This is a genomic window from Nocardia beijingensis NBRC 16342 (assembly GCF_001612785.1).
GTDB classification, from domain to species: domain Bacteria; phylum Actinomycetota; class Actinomycetes; order Mycobacteriales; family Mycobacteriaceae; genus Nocardia; species Nocardia beijingensis.
Genome location: NZ_BDBC01000003.1, coordinates 83,823 through 101,465, shown reverse-complemented (window position 1 = coordinate 101,465; position 17,643 = coordinate 83,823). Strand labels below are relative to the sequence as shown.

The 17,643-nt window shown below is 68.0% G+C and carries 19 protein-coding genes and 1 tRNA gene; 15 read left to right on the top strand and 5 right to left on the bottom strand.

The window, feature by feature from the left end; translation table 11 throughout:
- The first annotated feature begins 6 nt into the window (after positions 1-6).
- The 4 genes from NB3_RS01780 (at position 7) to NB3_RS01765 (ending at position 2,881) form a co-directional block, all read left to right on the top strand.
- Positions 7-657, top strand: a complete 651-nt coding sequence (locus NB3_RS01780; RefSeq protein WP_067795850.1) for a GNAT family N-acetyltransferase — start codon at positions 7-9, stop codon at positions 655-657.
- Positions 658-919: 262 nt separating this feature from the next.
- Entirely contained in the window at positions 920-2,035 is a 1,116-nt protein-coding gene (gene sepX / locus NB3_RS01775) for a divisome protein SepX/GlpR (RefSeq protein ID WP_067795393.1), read from the top strand.
- Between the two features lie 91 nt (positions 2,036-2,126).
- Positions 2,127-2,202: transfer RNA gene (locus NB3_RS01770), tRNA-Ala, on the top strand.
- 310 nt (positions 2,203-2,512) lie between these two features.
- The gene (locus NB3_RS01765) at positions 2,513-2,881 is read left to right on the top strand and encodes a hypothetical protein (RefSeq protein WP_067795391.1); all 369 of its coding nucleotides are present in this window, start codon (positions 2,513-2,515) and stop codon (positions 2,879-2,881) included.
- 253 nt (positions 2,882-3,134) lie between these two features.
- Here the strand turns inward: NB3_RS01765 and NB3_RS01760 are convergent, their stop codons facing one another.
- Complete coding sequence (locus tag NB3_RS01760) at positions 3,135-3,779, bottom strand: HAD family hydrolase (protein ID WP_067795388.1); 645 nt, start codon at positions 3,777-3,779, stop codon at positions 3,135-3,137.
- A 109-nt stretch (positions 3,780-3,888) separates the two neighbouring features.
- Between NB3_RS01760 and NB3_RS34725 the strand changes: the two genes are divergently transcribed.
- Both NB3_RS34725 and NB3_RS01755 read left to right on the top strand, forming a co-directional pair.
- The gene (locus NB3_RS34725) at positions 3,889-4,266 is read left to right on the top strand and encodes a hypothetical protein (protein ID WP_157111437.1); all 378 of its coding nucleotides are present in this window, start codon (positions 3,889-3,891) and stop codon (positions 4,264-4,266) included.
- Between the two features lie 365 nt (positions 4,267-4,631).
- Positions 4,632-5,762 carry a phage tail tip lysozyme gene (locus NB3_RS01755; protein WP_157111435.1) on the top strand — a complete coding sequence of 377 codons (1,131 nt, stop codon included), beginning with the start codon at positions 4,632-4,634 and terminating at the stop codon, positions 5,760-5,762.
- A 65-nt stretch (positions 5,763-5,827) separates the two neighbouring features.
- On the opposite strand, the gene NB3_RS01750 is transcribed toward NB3_RS01755, so the two are convergent.
- Together NB3_RS01750 and NB3_RS01745 are read right to left on the bottom strand one after the other, a co-directional pair.
- Positions 5,828-6,358, bottom strand: coding sequence for a hypothetical protein (locus NB3_RS01750; protein WP_067795847.1), 531 nt, complete (start codon positions 6,356-6,358; stop codon positions 5,828-5,830).
- Between the two features lie 223 nt (positions 6,359-6,581).
- Complete coding sequence (locus tag NB3_RS01745; protein WP_157111434.1) at positions 6,582-7,010, bottom strand: DUF2511 domain-containing protein; 429 nt, start codon at positions 7,008-7,010, stop codon at positions 6,582-6,584.
- A gap of 231 nt (positions 7,011-7,241) precedes the next feature.
- Between NB3_RS01745 and NB3_RS01740 the strand changes: the two genes are divergently transcribed.
- Positions 7,242-7,868, top strand: coding sequence for a TetR/AcrR family transcriptional regulator (locus tag NB3_RS01740; RefSeq protein WP_084485583.1), 627 nt, complete (start codon positions 7,242-7,244; stop codon positions 7,866-7,868).
- On the opposite strand, the gene NB3_RS01735 is transcribed toward NB3_RS01740, so the two are convergent.
- A complete protein-coding gene (locus NB3_RS01735; protein ID WP_067795841.1) occupies positions 7,852-8,517 on the bottom strand; it encodes a TetR/AcrR family transcriptional regulator in 666 nt (221 codons plus the stop codon). The genes NB3_RS01740 and NB3_RS01735 overlap by 17 nt on opposite strands.
- A gap of 102 nt (positions 8,518-8,619) precedes the next feature.
- Here NB3_RS01735 and NB3_RS01730 point away from each other — a divergent pair, with 102 nt between their 5' ends.
- The 3 genes from NB3_RS01730 (at position 8,620) to NB3_RS01720 (ending at position 10,587) form a co-directional block, all read left to right on the top strand.
- Positions 8,620-10,089 (top strand): cytochrome P450, encoded by a 1,470-nt coding sequence (locus tag NB3_RS01730; RefSeq protein ID WP_084485580.1) that lies wholly within the window; start codon positions 8,620-8,622, stop codon positions 10,087-10,089.
- Complete coding sequence (locus tag NB3_RS01725) at positions 10,086-10,268, top strand: ferredoxin (RefSeq protein ID WP_067795383.1); 183 nt, start codon at positions 10,086-10,088, stop codon at positions 10,266-10,268. The genes NB3_RS01730 and NB3_RS01725 overlap by 4 nt, the downstream gene beginning before the upstream one ends.
- An 85-nt stretch (positions 10,269-10,353) precedes the next feature.
- Positions 10,354-10,587: a metallothionein gene (locus NB3_RS01720; protein WP_039801014.1), complete on the top strand. Its 234-nt coding sequence runs from the start codon at positions 10,354-10,356 to the stop codon at positions 10,585-10,587.
- Between the two features lie 30 nt (positions 10,588-10,617).
- On the opposite strand, the gene NB3_RS01715 is transcribed toward NB3_RS01720, so the two are convergent.
- Positions 10,618-11,355, bottom strand: coding sequence for a uracil-DNA glycosylase (locus NB3_RS01715; protein ID WP_067795380.1), 738 nt, complete (start codon positions 11,353-11,355; stop codon positions 10,618-10,620).
- A gap of 345 nt (positions 11,356-11,700) precedes the next feature.
- On the opposite strand from NB3_RS01715, the gene NB3_RS01705 reads away from it, so the two are divergent.
- The 5 genes from NB3_RS01705 to NB3_RS01685 all read left to right on the top strand — a co-directional run bounded on the left by NB3_RS01705 (position 11,701) and on the right by NB3_RS01685 (position 17,607).
- Positions 11,701-12,144, top strand: a complete 444-nt coding sequence (locus NB3_RS01705; RefSeq protein WP_067795833.1) for a GyrI-like domain-containing protein — start codon at positions 11,701-11,703, stop codon at positions 12,142-12,144.
- Complete coding sequence (locus tag NB3_RS01700; protein ID WP_039801008.1) at positions 12,141-12,575, top strand: effector binding domain-containing protein; 435 nt, start codon at positions 12,141-12,143, stop codon at positions 12,573-12,575. The genes NB3_RS01705 and NB3_RS01700 overlap by 4 nt, the downstream gene beginning before the upstream one ends.
- Positions 12,576-12,823: 248 nt before the next feature.
- Positions 12,824-13,597: a hypothetical protein gene (locus tag NB3_RS01695; RefSeq protein ID WP_067795375.1), complete on the top strand. Its 774-nt coding sequence runs from the start codon at positions 12,824-12,826 to the stop codon at positions 13,595-13,597.
- Positions 13,587-15,722 (top strand): Rv1355c family protein, encoded by a 2,136-nt coding sequence (locus NB3_RS01690; protein ID WP_067795372.1) that lies wholly within the window; start codon positions 13,587-13,589, stop codon positions 15,720-15,722. The genes NB3_RS01695 and NB3_RS01690 overlap by 11 nt, the downstream gene beginning before the upstream one ends.
- Before the next feature lie 43 nt (positions 15,723-15,765).
- Complete coding sequence (locus NB3_RS01685; protein ID WP_280516557.1) at positions 15,766-17,607, top strand: putative bifunctional diguanylate cyclase/phosphodiesterase; 1,842 nt, start codon at positions 15,766-15,768, stop codon at positions 17,605-17,607.
- Positions 17,608-17,643: the final 36 nt, after the last annotated feature.

Sequence of the window (17,643 nt, the reverse complement as noted above, 5' to 3'; positions counted from 1 at the left end):
GACGCCATGAACGTCTTCCGGGCCACACAGCATCCGGGGTGGCCCGCGCGACTGGGTCCGGTCCGGGTGGCCGCGGGACAGGTGACCTTGCGTCCGGTGCGCTTGCGCGACGCGGCCGCTTGGAGCCGGATTCGGTTGCGGGACAGAGCGCATCTCGAGCCGTGGGAGCCGACCGGCCGCGGGTCGTGGGAGGCGCGCAACCACGCGTCCAACTGGCCATCGCTGTGGTCGAGCCTGAAGGCCGAGGCCAGGCGCGGCGCGATGATCCCGTTGGTGATCGAAGTCGACGGCACGTTCAGCGGGCAGTTGACCGTGGGCAATATCGTGCGCGGCGCACTGCGTTCGGCCTGGATCGGGTATTGGGTGGCCAAGGATCTCAGCGGGCAAGGCGTCGCGACGGCGGCGCTCGCGCTCGGCCTCGACCACTGCTTCGGGCCGGTGGGCCTGCATCGGGTCGAGGCGACCGTCCGGCCCGAGAATCTCGCCAGTCAAGCGGTATTGCGCAATGTCGGTTTCCGGGAGGAGGGGCTGCTGCGGCGCTACCTCGACGTGGACGGCGCCTGGCGGGATCACCTGCTGGTCGGCATGACCGTCGAGGAACTGGCCGGAACGGTTCTGGACCGGCTGGTGCGAGAGGGGCGCGTCACCCTGCTGTAGAACCGGCCACCGGAGCGCGGTGACATTGGTGGGAATGTGACAGGTGTGGCGGATGTGCACGGCGCGCCTGCCGGAACTTGGTGCTACCCGGAATTAGCCTACGGACGTCGATGGTGCGTCTTGCGCCATCGGCAGTGAGCCTGCGAGGGGATCGGCGTCCGCGCCGTCGCGTCGGACGGGGGCCGACCGAGCGCGGGGCGTGTGACGCGCCGCTGGCGGGCCGAGCCGGAGGAAATCCAGGCGGGACGGAGGTGCTGACGCGATGCCGAATTCGATCCTGTGGATCGGTTTGGTCGTGCTCTGGGTCTTCGTCCTGTTCCCGATCCTGGCCGACCGTCACCCCAGAATCCGCCGCACCACCGACGCCGCGCTGGCCACCAGGGTCCTGCACCGCGGCGGAGGCAAACGACGACTCAAGAAAGGCCCGGCCGCCGGGCACGAAACCGATCCGAACTGGCGGCCCCGTGGGCGACACGATGGACGCCGCGTACCGAGAGAGTATTCCCACAGCGATGATGCGGAGGACCGGATGACGACACCGGCCGACGAGCCCGCCACCGAGACCGACGAGGACAGCACACCCGCGGCCGACGACGCCGTGACGTCCGACATCGCTGACGCCGAAACGGACGACATCGAGGACAGCGAATTCGCCTCCGCCGCACCGGAGGACGAAGCGGACGACGAGACGCGCCACGACGCGCCGGACGACGACGAAGGCGCCGAAGTCGCTGCGGAGATCGACGCGGAGACCGATGATGACCGCGTGGGCGCACACCACCCCGAGCCGGTCGCGGCCAGAATCCCGCCTGCGCGCTCCACCGCGCCCGCCATCGTGGACTACGACGAGTACGACGACTACGACGACGCGGGCCACGACGAGCCTGATTTCGTCCCCAGTCGCCGTGGCCGCGGCGGCTACGACCCGGAGGCCGACGCCATCGCCCGCGCGGCCCGCTACACCTTCCGGCAGCGCGCCGTGCTCGGCCTGCTGCTCGCCGCCATCCTCTTCGGCGCCGTCGCGCTGGTGCTCACCCCCCTGTTGTGGTGGGGTTGCGGCCTCGCCGTCACGGTGCTGGTGACCTATCTGGCCTACCTGCGCAAGCAGGTGCGGATGGAGGAGGAGATCCGCCGCAGGCGCGCCGCCCGGCTCAACCGCGGCCACCAGGCCGAAGCCGACCCGCGTGCGCGCCGGGGCCGCGCCCCGGGCGGCGCCATGGACCGCGACACCGCCCGCGCGATCCGCCGCCGCTCCACCCTGGTCGACCCCGACGACGAAGACCCCATGTTCGCCCACCTCGACCCCTTCGACCCCGCTACGGCCCGCGCCCTGCGCACCCGCGCCGGCCGCGACATGCGCCGCGCGGCCGGCGCATGACCCGCCCGCATCTCCGCAGGTCAGGGCACCGATTCGGAGACTAGGGGGATGGCCTGATACAGTGTCACAGCGCGGTTCCCCGGAGCCGCACGGGGCTATAGCGCAGTTGGTAGCGCGTCTCGTTCGCATCGAGAAGGTCAGGGGTTCGATTCCCCTTAGCTCCACCATAAGGCGGGTGTTCATAACGAACACCCGCCTTTTTGGTTTGGCATGTTTTGTGGGTGCACCCTGCGGGCCCTGCCCGTGTGCTCCGTCTTCAGGTAGTCCGTCCTGGTGCGTCTTCGTTTCTATTCCTTCCAGCTCGCAACTTCGATGTCGGCTTGACGAGTTGGCTAGGCTGAGGAGCGCTATGCCTCGGATTCGACTCCGGAGGGTCGACAGGTAAGGCGGAAAGTCGAAGGTGGGGGATGAGTAGGCGACGGCGGTTCCGGCGGGGTTGTGCACAGGCTCGGCCCGCGGTGGCGGGATGGTGCTTCGATGAGCGATGATGAATCGAGTGCGCTCTTCCGGAAAGCCAGTCGGAGCGCCGAAGAGTTCGACCGCACGGAGAAATCCGAGCGCACCAAGCTTGCTGCGGTGGGCACTTTCGGGTGGATGCTGCTGTCTGCGCTCGAAGGGTTGCTGCGTGACCAGCTGTTGCTGGTCACGGTGGCGTCATCCATCTTCGTCGCCATATTCGCCTTGATGGCGACAAGTTGGATATGGACGCCGGTCTGCCTCGGTGTCGGCCTAATCAGCATCGCCTTGATGCGTATCGCGCTCGTGCGCCGCTGGGCCGCAGGCCCGCAATGGCTTGCCGCCGTCGCCGCGCTGACCGCGAACTGTCTGGCCTTTTCCGCGTTGTAAAAGTAAAAGTGTCCGAAATGCGGGTGCGGCGTCGATCTGGGACTTCAAGCACGGAGGCGGCGGGCCGAGTGAGCATCGCCTGTAGTCCGACCACGCTGATTCGATCGGTACCCCGGCTCGCACTGACGATATTGGCGTCCCTGCGCGGAAACGCTCGGCTGGGATACCCCAGTCGAGCGTCCGGCCGATTTCGTGTGCATTGTCGACCGGCAGCGGTGTTGCGGCCGGAAGTCCTGTGGTGACTGGTAGGGATCTATGCGGCGATGGTGGTGAGGCGCAGGTGGGCCTCGATGTCGGTGGGTGAGCCGGTGTAGTGGAGAGTGCGCAGGCCGAGGCCGGCGGCGGCTTGGCAGTTGTCGGCGCGGTCGTCGACGAACAGGACGCGGTTGGGGTCGCTGGCTCCGGTGGCGGCGAGTGCGTTTCGGTAGGTGTCGGGGTGGGGTTTGTTCATGCCGAGGCGGGCGGAGTAGAGGGCGTCGGTCATCAGTGTGCGCCAGTCGGAGGCGTCGAGGGCATCGCTGACCGGGTGGGGTGCGTTGGACAGCAGAACTATTGGGAGGCCTGCTCGCTGGGCATGGTGCAGGAGGACGACGACGCGGTCGTCGGTCCGGGTCCACAGCGAGGTGTCGACGGCGCGCAACTGGGTGAGCAGTTTCGGGGCCGGGCGTTGGCCGAGCACGGCGGTCCAGAAGTCCGCGTCGTCGAGTTCGCCGGAATCATAGGGTTCGCGGGCGCTCCAGAACGCGTTCTGGAAGGGGCCGATCTGGTCTGCGGGCCATCCGGCGAGTTCGGCGAGCCTGCTCCACATCGGAACGGTTGGCTGCAGGCCGATGACGCCGTTGTAGTCGAAGATGACCGCGTCGAGTTCCGCGGGCTGGTGAGGTAGGGCGATTGTCACCGGATCTCCAAGGCTTGATGGGCAGGACAGCCACGCCTGCGGCGAGCAGGGCGGGCAGCATGAGGGGTGGACCGCGGCGATAAGTCGCGCGCGTTCCGAATTCGGCGCAATGGTGCGTATCGAAAAGCGCCATGGCACCGCAGAGTTCGCCGTCGAGAACGAAATCGGCTGCGTGGGTGTGACGATTCCCGCCTGTTTCCATGACGAAGCAGGCGCACAAATGTGGGTCGAAGGAACGTTTCGCGTGTCGAAGACTGAAGGCGGGGCGCGACGTTGCGCGAACAAGCCGAAACCTACCAAGGGGTACGGCACGTCACCACTCGGAACGGGTCTTGGTGATCCGCTCCACAATGTGCCGCTCGAAGGTCTCACCGCGTCGCAGCCGAGATCGCCTCCAGGGGTGGGCCGTATCCGCTCTGCGCGGGGAGAAGCGCTGCTGCTCAAGTGCTTCGGCGGTGGCGTGCAGCTGGCATGGGGCCAGAGCTGATCGATGTCGGGCGGCGAGACGTCGGTACCCGACTCCGCGCATCACCGGTGGTCAACGAGGGAAGATAATCGCGGTTGGGGGTGCGTCGCAGTTCCCGAGACGGCCGCATCGTCGGCTCGGCAGTAGTCGGACGGCCCCGGCCGAGTGGGCGCCGAGACCGTCGCTGTCGGATTCTGTGTGCACAGGCCGATCGTCCGACGCCGGACCCCCATCGGGTGGGCGACTATGCGGTCGCGCGGCGGTTTCCCAGTGCCGGGGATGATCAATACTTGAAACGGGCAGCTGCGGAAGGGGCCGCGCAGTGGCCTCACAGTCCTGTAGCGAGCAGAGGATGCGATGGCGGTACCTGAGATGCGGATTCCTCGATGACTGAGCGGTACGAAGTGCCCAAGATGCCGTATCCCGAGGGGGCGTCGGAGGGGCTCAAGCACTTCATCGAGTGGGGCAGGTCGGCGATCCAGGCGCTGGTAGAAGTGCTCGGCTCGGGAGACACCTCTGTTCCCGACTACGCGAAGCAATTGGAAGGTGACGGCAAGGTCGTCGACATCGACGAGCAATCCGGCTCCGTGATGGTCAAAGACTACGATGCTTTGGCGAAGACGGTGGACGCCGCCAAAAAGAAGATTCATGTCAGTGATCGCGGCGTCGACACCTCCGCTTTCGCGACATCCAAGATCGTCTCCAACGCGTTCGGTGACATCAAGGACAATGTCGCCGAACTGAAAACCACATTGGAGAACGCGCCCGAGCCGATTCGGCCCAAGCCGACGAAGGAGAATCCGCACCCGGCCCCGTATTTGTCGGCGGACGCCAACGCGTCTCTCATGTCGGCCGTGTCCAAAGCCGTCGACAAGACCCACGACGAGGTCGTGGACGCGCACGACAAGATCGAGCAGCAGGCCCATAAGATCGGCGGCTCGGCTCCCTCATACAAGGGCAGCGGCGCTCCGACGACTACCGGCTACAGCGGCCCCAGCTACAACGGCTCAGGACCCGGCTCAGCCGACTACTCCAGTTACGCCGGTTCCGCCGCGAACGCCGAGCCGATCACCAGCGGCCAGAAGGCGAAGGCGGAGGAGATCTATCACTACCTCCGGGACAAGTACGGCCTGACGCACAATGAAGCGGTGGCGATCCTCGGCAACATGCAGATCGAATCCAGCTTCAACACCGGCGCCTACAATTCCAAGGAAGGCGCCGTCGGCTTGATCCAGTGGGAAGGCGGCCGGGACGACGCGCTGCGGGCCTACGCGGGCAAGAATGTCGGTAGCTGGAAGAAGCAAGTCGATTTCATGATGCATGAAATGAACACCAGCGAATCGTCGGCTTACGCGAAATTCAAGGCAGCCGCCGCGAGATCGCCTTCCGCGGGCGCCGCGGCCTTCGATCAGTACTACGAACGAAGCGCCGGTACGAGCCGGCAGAAACGCATGGATGCGGCGGAGGCTTTCGCGGACTCCATTTCGGACACTTCGAAAACCTCCGTTTCGGCGTAGTCCGCAGACCAGCCCACGCGTGCCGGACTCGCCAACCTGCGGCGTGCGGCCAACTGCGCGAACGCTCAGGCGGTGGCGGTGCGCAGGGCGAACCAGCCCCTGCCCGGATCGGCGAAACCGTGATACATCAGTCGGATTCGCTGATCGACCTCGAAGAGGCGATAGACCGCGAGCATGGCGCGGGCGGTCGCTACTTGCTGGAAGTCGTCGATGCGGCGGTAACCGATCGAGTGTTCGGGCAGCAGTGCCAGACGGGTGAGTTCGGTGGGGTCGCCGACGTCCAGGCCCATCGGGGCGACGTCGGTGATGTGGTGGTCGTGCAAGATGTCGTGCACCTGGTGCGGGTCGGGGCGACCGGGACGGAATTCGTGGATCTCGGTGCGCAGTGCTGGACCGGTGGGCTCGGTCTCGACCAGACCGATCAGCTCGGGATCGACGCCGGGTGCGCCGGTGTCATCGGCGATCGGGGTTTGTTCGACCAGGTGCAGCATGTTGCCGCCCGGAATCAGGGGCTCGGGGGCGAGGAATACGGTGACTGTCGGGCAGACACAGCCCTGGCCGAGCAGACAGACGCGCATGTGGAACGAGTCGGGCATGCGGCCCTCCTCCATCGGGACGGGCCGTCGGTAGGCGGCCCTTGCTGATCGGGACATCTGGTTTCGCCGATCGCGGAATTGCCGTGGCATTTCCTGCGGTCGACCGCGCCGCAATTCTCCAGTCTAGGAGCCGGGCACTGCCCGCGCACCGGCGTTACGTGGATCGGCGAAAAGTCAGGACATCGGGTCGCACGCATGCGGTGAGGGCATAGAAGTCGTGCGGTCAGCCGGGCAGATGACAGAGTGCGAGGGTTTTGCTGCGCAGGGCGCCGAGACTGATCTTGTCGCCGTCGGCTCCGGTGGCGCGTAAGGGTTCGATGTCGGCGAATCCGGCATGGGAGGCGTTGTCGTTCAAGGCGTAGACGGCGCCGTCCGGGGCGGTGAACACGGCCAGGTCACCGGGGCGGCATTCCAGGGTGCCGCGATCGACGGTGAGCGGCCACAGGTAGCCCAGGTTCTCGCTGCTTATCGCCTGGCTGCTGGAAGTGGGCGCCGGGAGGGGCGACGGCGCCGGGTGCGCGGGATGCTTCGGGCCGGATCCACCGCCACATGCCGAGGTCGCCAATGCACCGGCGATGGCGCAGGCGGCCAGTATTCGCGCGAAATATCCTGCGCGAGTACCGAGAGCGGTGCGTTCCGTGGACACGGTCATCCGTGCTTCCCCCTTTTTGTTGCGCCGTCCCCAGACGCTCGGCAGGAAGCTTACTGGTCGAAACCGTCTCGGCGCGAGCGATATCGACGTCGAGTGAGGTGGCGGGCAGACCAAAGGCCCACGCTCTCGGACGGCGACTGTCCCCGTTGGTGCCGGTCGCGGTTCGATCCCAGGCACGTCGTCTGTGCCGACCGGGCACGCGACCGGTGCGCGCACGCTTAGCATCGGAACGTGGAGCGAGGATCGTTGCTGAAGGCGCGGGCGGGCGGGAAACTGCACGGCGGCAATCACGGGATCGCGCCGGAAGAGGTGGTGGCCGCGCAGCGGTCGCGCATGCTGGTGGCGATGATCGAGGCGGCCGCGGACAAGGGCTACGCCGCGGCGACGGTAGCGGACGTGCTGAAGCGGGCCGAGGTGTCCCGGGTGACCTTCTACCAGCACTTCGCCAACAAGGAGGCGTGCTTCCTCGCCGCCTACGACATGGCCGTGGAGATCGTGATGACCAGGATCGCGGGCGCGCTGGCGGCCGAGGGCACGCCGCTGGAGCGGGTCGATCGGGCGCTCGACGCGTATTTCTCCACCCTCGCGCAGGAGCCCCAGGTCGCGCGGGTCTTCCTGGTGGAGGTGTACGCGGCGGGAAGGCCGGTGCTGGAGCGGCGGCTGGCCTCCCAGGCCGCTCTGGTGGACGGTTTCGCCGCCACGCTCGGCGCGACCCGCCCGCATCAGCGGCTGGCGGGTGAAGCGGTGATCGGCGCGGTGGTCGCGCTGGCGACCAACCGTGTGGTCGCGGGCGACTTCGCCGCGCTGCCCGGCCTGCGCGAGCCGCTGATGTCGTCGCTGATCAAGAATCTGGTGTGAGGCCGGACAGCCTTCCGGCGACCGCGGGCAGCCGATCCAGCATCGCCACGGTGAAATCGGCCAGCAGTGCGATCAGGCCGTCCCGATCCACGTCGAGCCCGCCGTCCAGCCAGACGAGGACCAGTTCGGCCGCGCCGCCGGTGATCAGCTGGGAGGTCGCGGCGATCGCGGTGTCCTGCCCCTCCGGCAACTCGAACACCAGGCGGGTCTGCTCGATGATGACGTCGGCGACTCGGCGCATGCCCGCGAACCGGCTGCGCATGAGCGCCTCGTCGCCGTAGGTCTGGGCGAACGCCACTTTCGCGCGTCGCGGGTCGTCGGTGAGTTCGATGATGAGGGCCGCGACCCCGGCGCGGATCCGGTCGGCGGGCGTGCCCTTGGTCTCGGCGATCGCGGCCTTCGCCCGGTCCAGCGCCGCCTGCTGGATCTCCACCAGCACACCGGAGGCGAGCGCGTCGCGGTCGGGGAACGCTTCGTAGAAGAAGCGCGGACCGACCTTCGCCTGTTCGCACACTCCGCGCACGGTCAACGCCGACAGTCCCTGGGTGCCCATGATGTCGAGAGCCGCGTCGAGCAACCGCCTGCGCCGGTCCTCGCGGCGCTCGGCCGTCGATGCCCCGCGATAGGTGCCGCTGACGGTTCGGGTCACCACGTCAGCTTGGCACAGGCAAAATTGGGAAACAAACGTTTACGGAAACGGTCGTTTCCTCTATCGTCGGACTATCGCAGTGTCGCGAAGGGAAAGACGGTCATGAGTCTGCTTGTGCCCCAGTCGTTCGACGAAGTCTCCGGCACGATCCGCCAGGCGCGGACCACGTGGGCGTGGCACGCGCAGCGCGCCGCCGCGCGGGCGGTCGCGCGTTACCCCGCTCCGGTGCGTCCGCTCGCCGATCCGCCACCGGGCAGCGCCTTGAAACCGGTGCCCGGCGACTTCGGGCTCCCCGGGATCGGGTACACCGTGCACGCGCTGGCCGATCCGATCGGATTCGCGCGAGCGCGATTCGACCGACTCGGCCCGGTGCAGTGGATGGGCATGCTCGGTCGCCGGATGGTCACCTTCGGCAGTCCGGAGGGATACGAGGCGGTGATGCTCGACCGGAACAAGGTGCTGTCGGCGCAGCGCGGCTGGGAGTGGCTGATCGGCCCGTTCTTCCGCGGCGGCTTGTTGCTGCGCGATTTCGACGATCACCTCTTCCACCGGCGCGTCATGCAGCAGGCTTTCACCCGGCCACGGCTGATCGGCTACCTCGACATGACCACGCCTCGAATCACCAGCGCCGTCGCGCGGTGGGAGCCCGCCGAGGACTTCCGCGTCTACCGCGCGATCAAGAAACTGCTGCTCCAGCAGGCCACCGAGGTGTTCGCGGGCGCGGAACCCAGCGCGGACGCCGCGCGCCTGGAGCGCGCTTTCGAGGACGCGGTGCGCGGCGGAGCGGCCCTGATCCGGGCGAACGTGCCGGGCGGGGTGTGGGCGCGCGGCGTGCGCGGGCGGCGGGTGCTCGAGGAACACTTCCGCCGCGAATTGCCCGCCAAACGCGCGTGCGACGGCAACGACCTGTTCAGCGTGCTGTGTCGGGCGAGCACCGCCGACGGCGAAAGCTTCACCGACGCCGAGGTGGTCGAGCACATGATCTTCGTGATGATGGCCGCCCACGACACCAGCACGATCGCCGCCTCCATGCTCGTCTACGAACTCGGCAGGCATCCCGAATGGCAGGAGCGGCTGCGCGCCGAATCCGTCGCGCTGGGCAAGCCCGCGCTGGACTACGACGATCTCGACCGCCTGCCTTCGCTCGACCTCGCGTTCAAGGAAGCGCTGCGGGTCTATTCGCCGGTGGCCCAGCAGGTCCGCGAAACCATCGCCGACACCGACATTCTCGGTTACTACCTGCCGAAGGGGACGTTCATCCTCTGCGGCACCTACGGGCTCATGCGCAACGCGGAATACTGGCACGATCCCGACACCTTCGATCCGGAGCGTTTCGCCGAGCACCGTCGGGAGGATCGATCGCACCGCTTCGCGTGGGCGCCTTTCGGCGGCGGGGCGCACAAGTGCATCGGCCTCTACTTCGGCGGCATGACGGTGAAAGCCGTGGTGCACCAGATGCTGCTGCGGTATCGCTGGAGTGTGCCGGACGGCTATCAGCTGCCGCTGGTCGCGGGAACGGGACCGGTGCCCGCCGATGGCCTGCCCATCCGGCTGGAACGGATCGGCCGATGAGGATCATCGCCGATCGCCACCTGTGTGCCGGGCACGGCATGTGCGAAGCGCTGGCGCCGGACCTGTTCCGGGTCGGCGCGGACGGCGTCGTCGTCCCGGCCGACACCGCCGCGGGCGAGCGTGAGCTGCTCGAGCTCGTCGTGGACAGCTGCCCGGTCGGAGCTCTGCGCCTGGGCTGAAGTCGCGAGGCTCGTTTCGCGTCCACGGCGCTGGGTACCGCGAACTGCGATGCTCGAGCCCATCGACGCGAGAGGACCACAGCTCATGGCCACCTGCGACACCTGCGGAAACGAGTACGACAAGACGTTTACCATCACCCGGGACGGCCAGTCCGCCACCTTCGACAGCTTCGAGTGCGCGATCACCGCCATGGCCCCGACGTGCACGCACTGTTCCTGCCGGATCGTCGGTCACGGCGTCGAGGCGCGTGGGGACTACTTCTGCTGCGCGCACTGCGCCCACGAAGCGGGTCATCCGGCCCTGGTCGACCACGTCTGAGCCCGCCGCCGAGCGGCGACGCGTGCCCGGTCATCCGCGCGGCGCGTGGCTTCGCCGCACCTCGAGCCCCGCGGTCAGCGCCGCTTCGGCGAGCACCGCTTCGAGCATGGCCGGGGTGAGGCGTCCGGTGAAGGTGTTCTGCTGACTGACGTGGTAGCAGCCGAACAAGTGCAGCGGGCCGCCGCCCGGCTCGGACGCGGCCAGTTCGACGTGCGCGCCGTGGCCGAATTTCGGTCGTGGGCGCGGCACCGCCCAGCCTGCGCCCGCCAGCACCGGAAGCAAGGCCTGCCAGCCGAATCCGCCGAGCACGACCACCGCGCGGACGGTGGGTGTCAGCAGGCGCAACTCGGTGTCCAGCCAGTGACCGCAGCGATCCCGTTCGGCCGGCGTCGGCTTGTTGTCCGGCGGCGCGCAGTGCACCGGGGCGGTGATCCGCACGCCGTGCAGGCGCAGGCCGTCGTCGGCGCTGATCGCGGTCGGCTGGTTGGCCAAGCCGACCGCGTGCAGCGCCGCGAAGAGCACGTCGCCGCTGCGGTCACCGGTGAACATGCGGCCGGTGCGGTTGCCGCCGTGCGCGGCGGGCGCGAGGCCGACCAGCAGCAGGCGCGCGTCCGCCGGACCGAAACCGGGTACCGGGCGGCCCCAGTAGGTCTGGTCGCGGAAGGCGGCGCGTTTCTCTCGCGCGACCAGTTCGCGCCAGGCGACCAGCCGGGGGCAGGCGAAGCAGTCGGCGACCGCCGCGTCGAGTTCGGCGATGGTCCGGCACACGTCAGCGGCCGTCCGGGACGGTGGCGTCGGCGCGACCGGCCGGGCGCCGGGATCGGCCGAAGATCGGCGTCTCGTGCATCAGAACTCCGTTCGGTGGTGCCACGGGAGGGACGAACCGGACGATCGCGCCCACCGCGCCGCGAGGCGACCGGCCGGTGCCGCTGCCCGTCGATCGGTCCCGTCCGGACCGTACCGCTTCGGACATCCGTCCAGTTCAGCGGGGTGATCGAGCGGTCGCCGGACGCGATGTGTGATCGGTACCACCCGGTCCGGGTTGGTAGCATGGCGGTTCCGACCGACCGGATGCGGTGGTTCACCTCCGGCTTCTTTCGAAAGAGTCTTTCCATGCAGTTTGAGATCGTCGAGCGGGACGAGACGTGGGTTGCCGGGCTGCCGGTACGCAGCCCCAAACGCGCGCTCGGGGAACTGCGTGACCGCGATCTGGAGGCCGCCTGGGCTGCGGTGTTGCACCAGGAACTCGGCGGCCCGCTGGCCAGCGCCTACACCGACTACACCGGTGAGCTCGGCACGTACAACACCCAGATCGTCGGGTATCAGTGCGCGTCCTTCGGCGACGTCACCCGCGGTCACCTGGTCGCCCGGCTGCCGCGCGGCGCCTACGCCCGGTTCTCCTCGGTCGGCAACTTCCCGCAGGTGATGACCGACCTGTGGACGCAGATCGCCTACGCCGAGGAGCACAACCAGATCAAACGGACCTACACCGGCGATTTCGAGTGCTATCCGCACGCCTACAAGATCGATCTGTACCTGGCGGTCGACGCCCGATGAGCTATGCGATCGTGGTGCGGGCCGAGGCGATCTACGGCGGGCTGGTCGTCCCGCGGGTTCGCCCGAGCTTCAAGGTCAGCAACAGCGACCTCATCGAGTTCCTCAAGGACCGGCTGCGCGACCGGGACGGTGCGGACCGCCCGATGTACACGGTGTACGTGCCGGACCCGGCCGGGAACTACAACGCGGTGGTCTGTTTCGAGTACCCCGCGCCGGACGCCGTGCCGGTGGGCGACGTGTTGGTGCGGGTGCCGAAAGGCGTCTATGCCCGATTCGCCCCGAATGGCGACTATCACGATCCGGTAGAGGACGTCTGGGCGCAGGTCGACGACGCGACGGCGTCCGCGGAGATCACCAGGGCCTACCGTGAAGAGATCGAGATCTGGCACGGCCCGGAATCGGTCGAGTTGTTCATTTCCATCCTCGTTTAGCTTGCTGAAAAGTAACTATCCCCGAACCGACTGGTCTCCATGTTATTTCCGATATTGATTGCGTTCGGTTTGACCTGCGAAGATATCGCGTGTACCGGAGAGTTTTCGGAAGATTAGCCGGACGGCTGGTCAATTCCTGTCCGATGACGGATACTGCCCTGGGCAACTTCGTCTCGGCTCGGGGCCGTGGGGGGCTGCATCGGGCTGGACTATCGCGCATGGCAGCGCGGCGATGGAGTAGGAACACCATGACTGTGGATCTGGTTGCAGTCGTGCCGAGGAACTCCCGTGGGCGGGGAGTGCGACGGTATTACGACGCGCAATCCGAGTGTGCGTTCTTTGTCTCCGAACCGGACGTTCAACCGGAACTCTGGCGCCGGTATCTGCACGGGGCGCGCGAGGTCTACCGGCGTTTCGGCGTCGAACAAGCACTCGAATACGAATCGGTCGCCGACGGGGCGTCGTCGTCGCTGTTCTTCGTGGCGCTCGACGCGGGCGGCGAGATGGTCGCCGGCGTACGGATGCAGGGCCCGTACACCGACGCGCGGCAGGCGCACGCGCTGGTCGAGTGGGCTGGTCAGCCGGGTGCGGATGACCTGCGGCGGATGATTGCCGACCGGATACCGCAGGGCGTGGTCGAGGCCAAGGGCGCGTGGGTCGCACGTGATGCCGCGAACCGGGGCGAACTCAGCGCCGCGATCTCGCGCACCGTGCTGCACGGCGCGCGGCTGCTGGGCGCCCGCTACGGCTTCGCGACGGTGGCCTCCTTCACCGTGGCCCGGCACGAGGCCTGCGGCGCGGTCGCGGCCGAGAATATCCGCGCGGTGCCGTATCCGGACGAGCGCTACCGAACCGTTCCATTGTGGTGGGACACCCGGAGTCACGCCGCGATAGCCGAGGAATCGCAGCGATTGCTCACGCAACGCGAACAGAACGAGCTCGGCCTGCCCGCGGAGCGTTCGAGCGACCTGCGATGCGGAATCGGGCGGCCGACGGAGAGCCGGCGCGGACATGGGCGATGACCGCGGCCGAGCGGCGGAGCACCGGCCACTGATCCTCGACCCCGCCGAGCCCGAGGACGCGCGGAAACTCACCGCGCTGCGCGCCGACCCGCACATCGAATTCCGCGATCTGCGCGCCTCGTTGCGCGCCGAATACGACAGAATGGTGGTCGCGCCGGATATCGCGGAGGGGCCGGAAGCGGACCGCTGGATCTACTATCCGTGGCGCGCCGCGGTGGTCGGATTGCCGGGGCCGCGCACTTTCCGGATGATCCGGCTGGATCGCAATCGGAACAAACTGACCAGAGCCGAACAGGAACGTCTGGCCGGACACACGATCGGGATCATCGGACAAAGCGCTGGGCACGCGATCGCGCATCTACTCGCCCTCGAAGGCGTTTGCGGGGGATTGCGCTTGGCGGACCTGGACGATATCGAGTTGTCGAATCTCAACCGGGTGCCGGGAACGCTGTTCGACATCGGCGTCAACAAAGCGGTGGTAACCGCACGCCGGATCGCCGAGTTGGACCCTTATCTCCCGGTGCGGATCTTCGAGGCCGGGGTCGACGAGAATTCGGTGGACGAGTTCTTGGAGGGGCTCGCGATCGTGGTCGAGGAATGTGATTCGCTCGATATGAAACTCGTGGTTCGCGAGGCGGCGGCACGGCACCGCGTTCCCGTGGTGATGGAAACCAGCGATCGCGGTTTGCTGGATGTCGAGCGTTTCGATCTCGAACCGGGACGTCCCGCGTTTCACGGCTTGCTCGGCGAGGTCGGCGCCCAGGATCTGCGCGGGCTGACTTCCCGGGAGAAGGCGCCGTTCGTGGTGAAGTTGCTCGGCGCGGCCGGACTCTCGCCGCGGCTGGGGGCGAGTCTGGTCGAAGTCGGCGAGACGGTGAACAGCTGGCCGCAGCTGGCCGGTGACGTCGCCCTCGGGGCCGCGAGCGTGGCCGCCGCGGTGCGCCGCATCGGACTGGGACAGAAGCTGGATTCCGGCCGTGTCCGGATCGATGTGGAGGGGCATCTCGACGAACTGGCCGACCCGCCGCCGAACGACGAGCCGGTGTGGGCGGAGGCGCCGCCCGAGCCCGTCGGCGGGCCCGTCGAACGCGTGCTCGCCTGCGCGCAACGGGCTCCTTCCGGCGGAAACATGCAGCCGTGGTCGTTGCGCGCCGGGACCGACGACATCTCCATCGAACTGGCGCCGGAGTACAGCACGGCGATGGACATCGGCTATCGCGGCAGCGCGGTGGCGCTCGGCGCGGCCGTGTACAACGCGCGGGTCGCCGCGGCCGCGCACGGCATCCTCGGCCCGCACGAGTTCGTCGAGGGCGCCCCTGGGTGCGGCCGTCTCCTCGCCCGCCTGCGGCTGGGCGACGACCGCAGTGCCGAACTGGCGGCCGACTATCCCGCCGTGCTGCGCCGCCAGACCAACCGCAAGTTCGGCACCGGGGCCGGGCTGGCCGACGGCGCGCTGGAGGAGCTGACGGGGGTCGCCGAAGCGGCCGGTGCGCATCTGCGTGCGGTCGTGGAACGGAAGGACATCGAGGAAGCTGCGCGTTTGCTGGGGGATTCCGATCGGATCCGCTATCTCACGCCTCGGTTATACGAGGAAATGCTCGCCGAAGTCCGCTGGGCCGACGACGACCCGGAGACCGGAATCGACGCGCGCAGCCTGGAACTGACCGGCGACGAGCGGGCGGCATTCGAGATCACCGCCCGCGCCGATGTCATGGCGCAGGTGCGGTCCTGGTCGGGTGGGTCGGCGCTGGGGAAATACACCGGTGACCGGGTGCGCTCCAGTTCCGCCATTCTGGCGGTGACATTCGACGCGACCGACCCGCGATTGACCGACTACGCGGCGGCAGGCGCGGCGGTCGCGCGGGTTTGGGTGCGGGCCGAACGCCTCGGATTGTGCGTGCAGCCGATTTCCCCCGTATACCTCTACGCCCGACGCCATGCGGAACTTGCAGCGATTTCCCCCGACTTCGCGGATACACTAGCGTCACTTCAGGGCCGTTTCCTGGACCTGCTGGAAGTGCCTGAGCATGAGACCATGGCGTTGGTGCTTCGCCTGAGCTACGCCTCCGCCGCCACCGTACGCAGCAGGCGGCGTCCGGTGCTCGGTGTGGACACCAGTAGTTAGCGCGATCGGAGACAATGTGCCACGGCGGACACTCGACTCGTTGGTGACCCAGGTCGCCTCTGAGCTCATGGGTGTGGACGCCACGACCATGGTCGCCGCCACCGAGCGGGTGCTCGCACAACTGGTCGAATACTTCGACGTGGATTTCAGCTACGTGCGCCACACCGACCGCGAACGGCGGGCAACCGTGCTCATCGCCGAGTGGCCGCACCGGCAGAACGTGCCGGATCCCGATCCGCTCGGAGTCATCTACTTCGACGGCGCCGACCCGGTGTTCCGCGCCCTGGAGAACGCGACCGAGCCGATGGTCGCGCGCCCGACCCCGGAATTCGCCGATTACCAGGAGACCGTTCGTCGCGGCTCCGGCATCGCCGGGGTGACCTCGGCGGCGGTGCCGCTGCTGTCGCGCGGCGAGCCGACCGGCGTGCTCGGGTTCGTGAAGTCGGGCGATCGCGAGTGGAGCAATCGCGAACTCAACGTGCTGAAAGCCATCGCGGCGCTGTTCGCGCAACTGCAAGCGCGGGTGGTCGCGGAGGAACGTCTCCGGTACATCGCGCTGCACGACGACCTCACCGGGCTGGCGAACCGTCGCGCGCTGCTCGAGCACATGGAGGAGCGATTACGCGCGGGCAGCCCCGGCCCGGTGGCCGCGTTCTTCCTGGACCTGGATCGTTTGAAAGCGCTCAACGATTTCCTCGGCCACACCGCCGGGGACAACTTCATCCGCACCTTGTCGACGCGATTGCGGGAGAACCTGGATCCGAACGACATGATCGCGCGGCTAGGGGGCGACGAATTCGTCATCGTCCCCGCCAAGCCGATGGACGCGGTGGCCGCCGAGTACGAGGCGAACCGCATCCAGCAGCTGATCGCCCGGCGCGTCACCGTGGGCGGCGAGTCCGTCAGCCGGGGCGCCAGCGTCGGCGTCGCACTCGGCTTCCCCGGGGAGACCACGGTCGCCGACGTGCTGCGCCGCGCCGATCACGCCCTGTTGTCGGCGAAATCGGGCGGCGGCAACGGCGTCGCGGTGTTCACCGACACCATGCGCGCGCAGTTCGAACTCCAGGACGACGTGGAACTCAACCTGCGCGGCGCGGTGTCGGACGGCTCGCTGCTGCTGCACTACCAGCCCGAGGTGGATCTGCGCACCGGCCGCATCGTCGCGTTGGAGGCGCTGGTCCGCTGGCTGCACCCGACCAGGGGGTTGCTGCCGCCCGCCGCGTTCGTCACCGTCGCCGAGGCTACGAACCTGGCCGGTGAACTGGGGCGCTGGGTGATCAGGTCGGCCTGTGCGCAATTCGCCGAATGGCGCAGGCGCGGCCTCGCGGGCAATGTCGTGATGCGGATCAACGTGTCGCCGGTGCAGTTGGTGAGCCTCGATTTCGTCGAGCGCATCGAGGACATCCTGCGCCTGTTCGGCATCGACGGCAGTTCGGTGTGCCTGGAGATCACCGAGCACGTGGTGGTCCAGGACCTGGCCAGGACCCAGGTCACGCTGCGCGGGCTCAAGCGGATGGGCGTGCAGATCGCCATCGACGATTTCGGCACCGGCTACAGCTCCCTGTCGCATCTGAAGGCGCTGCCGGTGGACGCGGTGAAGATCGATCGGGGTTTCGTGCAGCGGCTCGGCGCCAGCACCGACGATCTGGCCATCGTGAAATCCATCATCGGCCTGGCCGGCTCGTTCGGGCTCGGCGTCGTCGGCGAGGGCGTCGAGACGGCGGTCGCCGCGCGCACCCTGGTCGGCCTCGGCTGCTACCGCGCGCAGGGCTTCCTGATCGCCAAGCCGATGCCGGCCGAGCAGGTCGAGTCGCATCTCACCGCGGGCCGGATTCCGCTGGATCTCGATCTGCCGCGAGCCGGTCGCGGGCTGCCCGCGCACTGAGATCGCCGCCGAAGCCGCCGCTTATCCGGTTCTTTC

What these genes read in the sequence shown, in the direction of transcription:
- NB3_RS01780 (WP_067795850.1), top strand. Translation starts at nt 7, where the DNA reads ATGAACGTCTTCCGGGCCACACAGCATCCGGGGTGGCCCGCGCGACTG.
- sepX (WP_067795393.1), top strand. Translation starts at nt 920, where the DNA reads ATGCCGAATTCGATCCTGTGGATCGGTTTGGTCGTGCTCTGGGTCTTC.
- NB3_RS01765 (WP_067795391.1), top strand. Translation starts at nt 2,513, where the DNA reads ATGAGCGATGATGAATCGAGTGCGCTCTTCCGGAAAGCCAGTCGGAGC.
- NB3_RS34725 (WP_157111437.1), top strand. Translation starts at nt 3,889, where the DNA reads ATGGTGCGTATCGAAAAGCGCCATGGCACCGCAGAGTTCGCCGTCGAG.
- NB3_RS01755 (WP_157111435.1), top strand. Translation starts at nt 4,632, where the DNA reads ATGACTGAGCGGTACGAAGTGCCCAAGATGCCGTATCCCGAGGGGGCG.
- NB3_RS01750 (WP_067795847.1), bottom strand. Translation starts at nt 6,358, where the DNA reads ATGCCCGACTCGTTCCACATGCGCGTCTGTCTGCTCGGCCAGGGCTGT.
- NB3_RS01745 (WP_157111434.1), bottom strand. Translation starts at nt 7,010, where the DNA reads ATGACCGTGTCCACGGAACGCACCGCTCTCGGTACTCGCGCAGGATAT.
- NB3_RS01730 (WP_084485580.1), top strand. Translation starts at nt 8,620, where the DNA reads ATGAGTCTGCTTGTGCCCCAGTCGTTCGACGAAGTCTCCGGCACGATC.
- NB3_RS01725 (WP_067795383.1), top strand. Translation starts at nt 10,086, where the DNA reads ATGAGGATCATCGCCGATCGCCACCTGTGTGCCGGGCACGGCATGTGC.
- NB3_RS01720 (WP_039801014.1), top strand. Translation starts at nt 10,354, where the DNA reads ATGGCCACCTGCGACACCTGCGGAAACGAGTACGACAAGACGTTTACC.
- NB3_RS01705 (WP_067795833.1), top strand. Translation starts at nt 11,701, where the DNA reads ATGCAGTTTGAGATCGTCGAGCGGGACGAGACGTGGGTTGCCGGGCTG.
- NB3_RS01700 (WP_039801008.1), top strand. Translation starts at nt 12,141, where the DNA reads ATGAGCTATGCGATCGTGGTGCGGGCCGAGGCGATCTACGGCGGGCTG.
- NB3_RS01695 (WP_067795375.1), top strand. Translation starts at nt 12,824, where the DNA reads ATGACTGTGGATCTGGTTGCAGTCGTGCCGAGGAACTCCCGTGGGCGG.
- NB3_RS01690 (WP_067795372.1), top strand. Translation starts at nt 13,587, where the DNA reads ATGGGCGATGACCGCGGCCGAGCGGCGGAGCACCGGCCACTGATCCTC.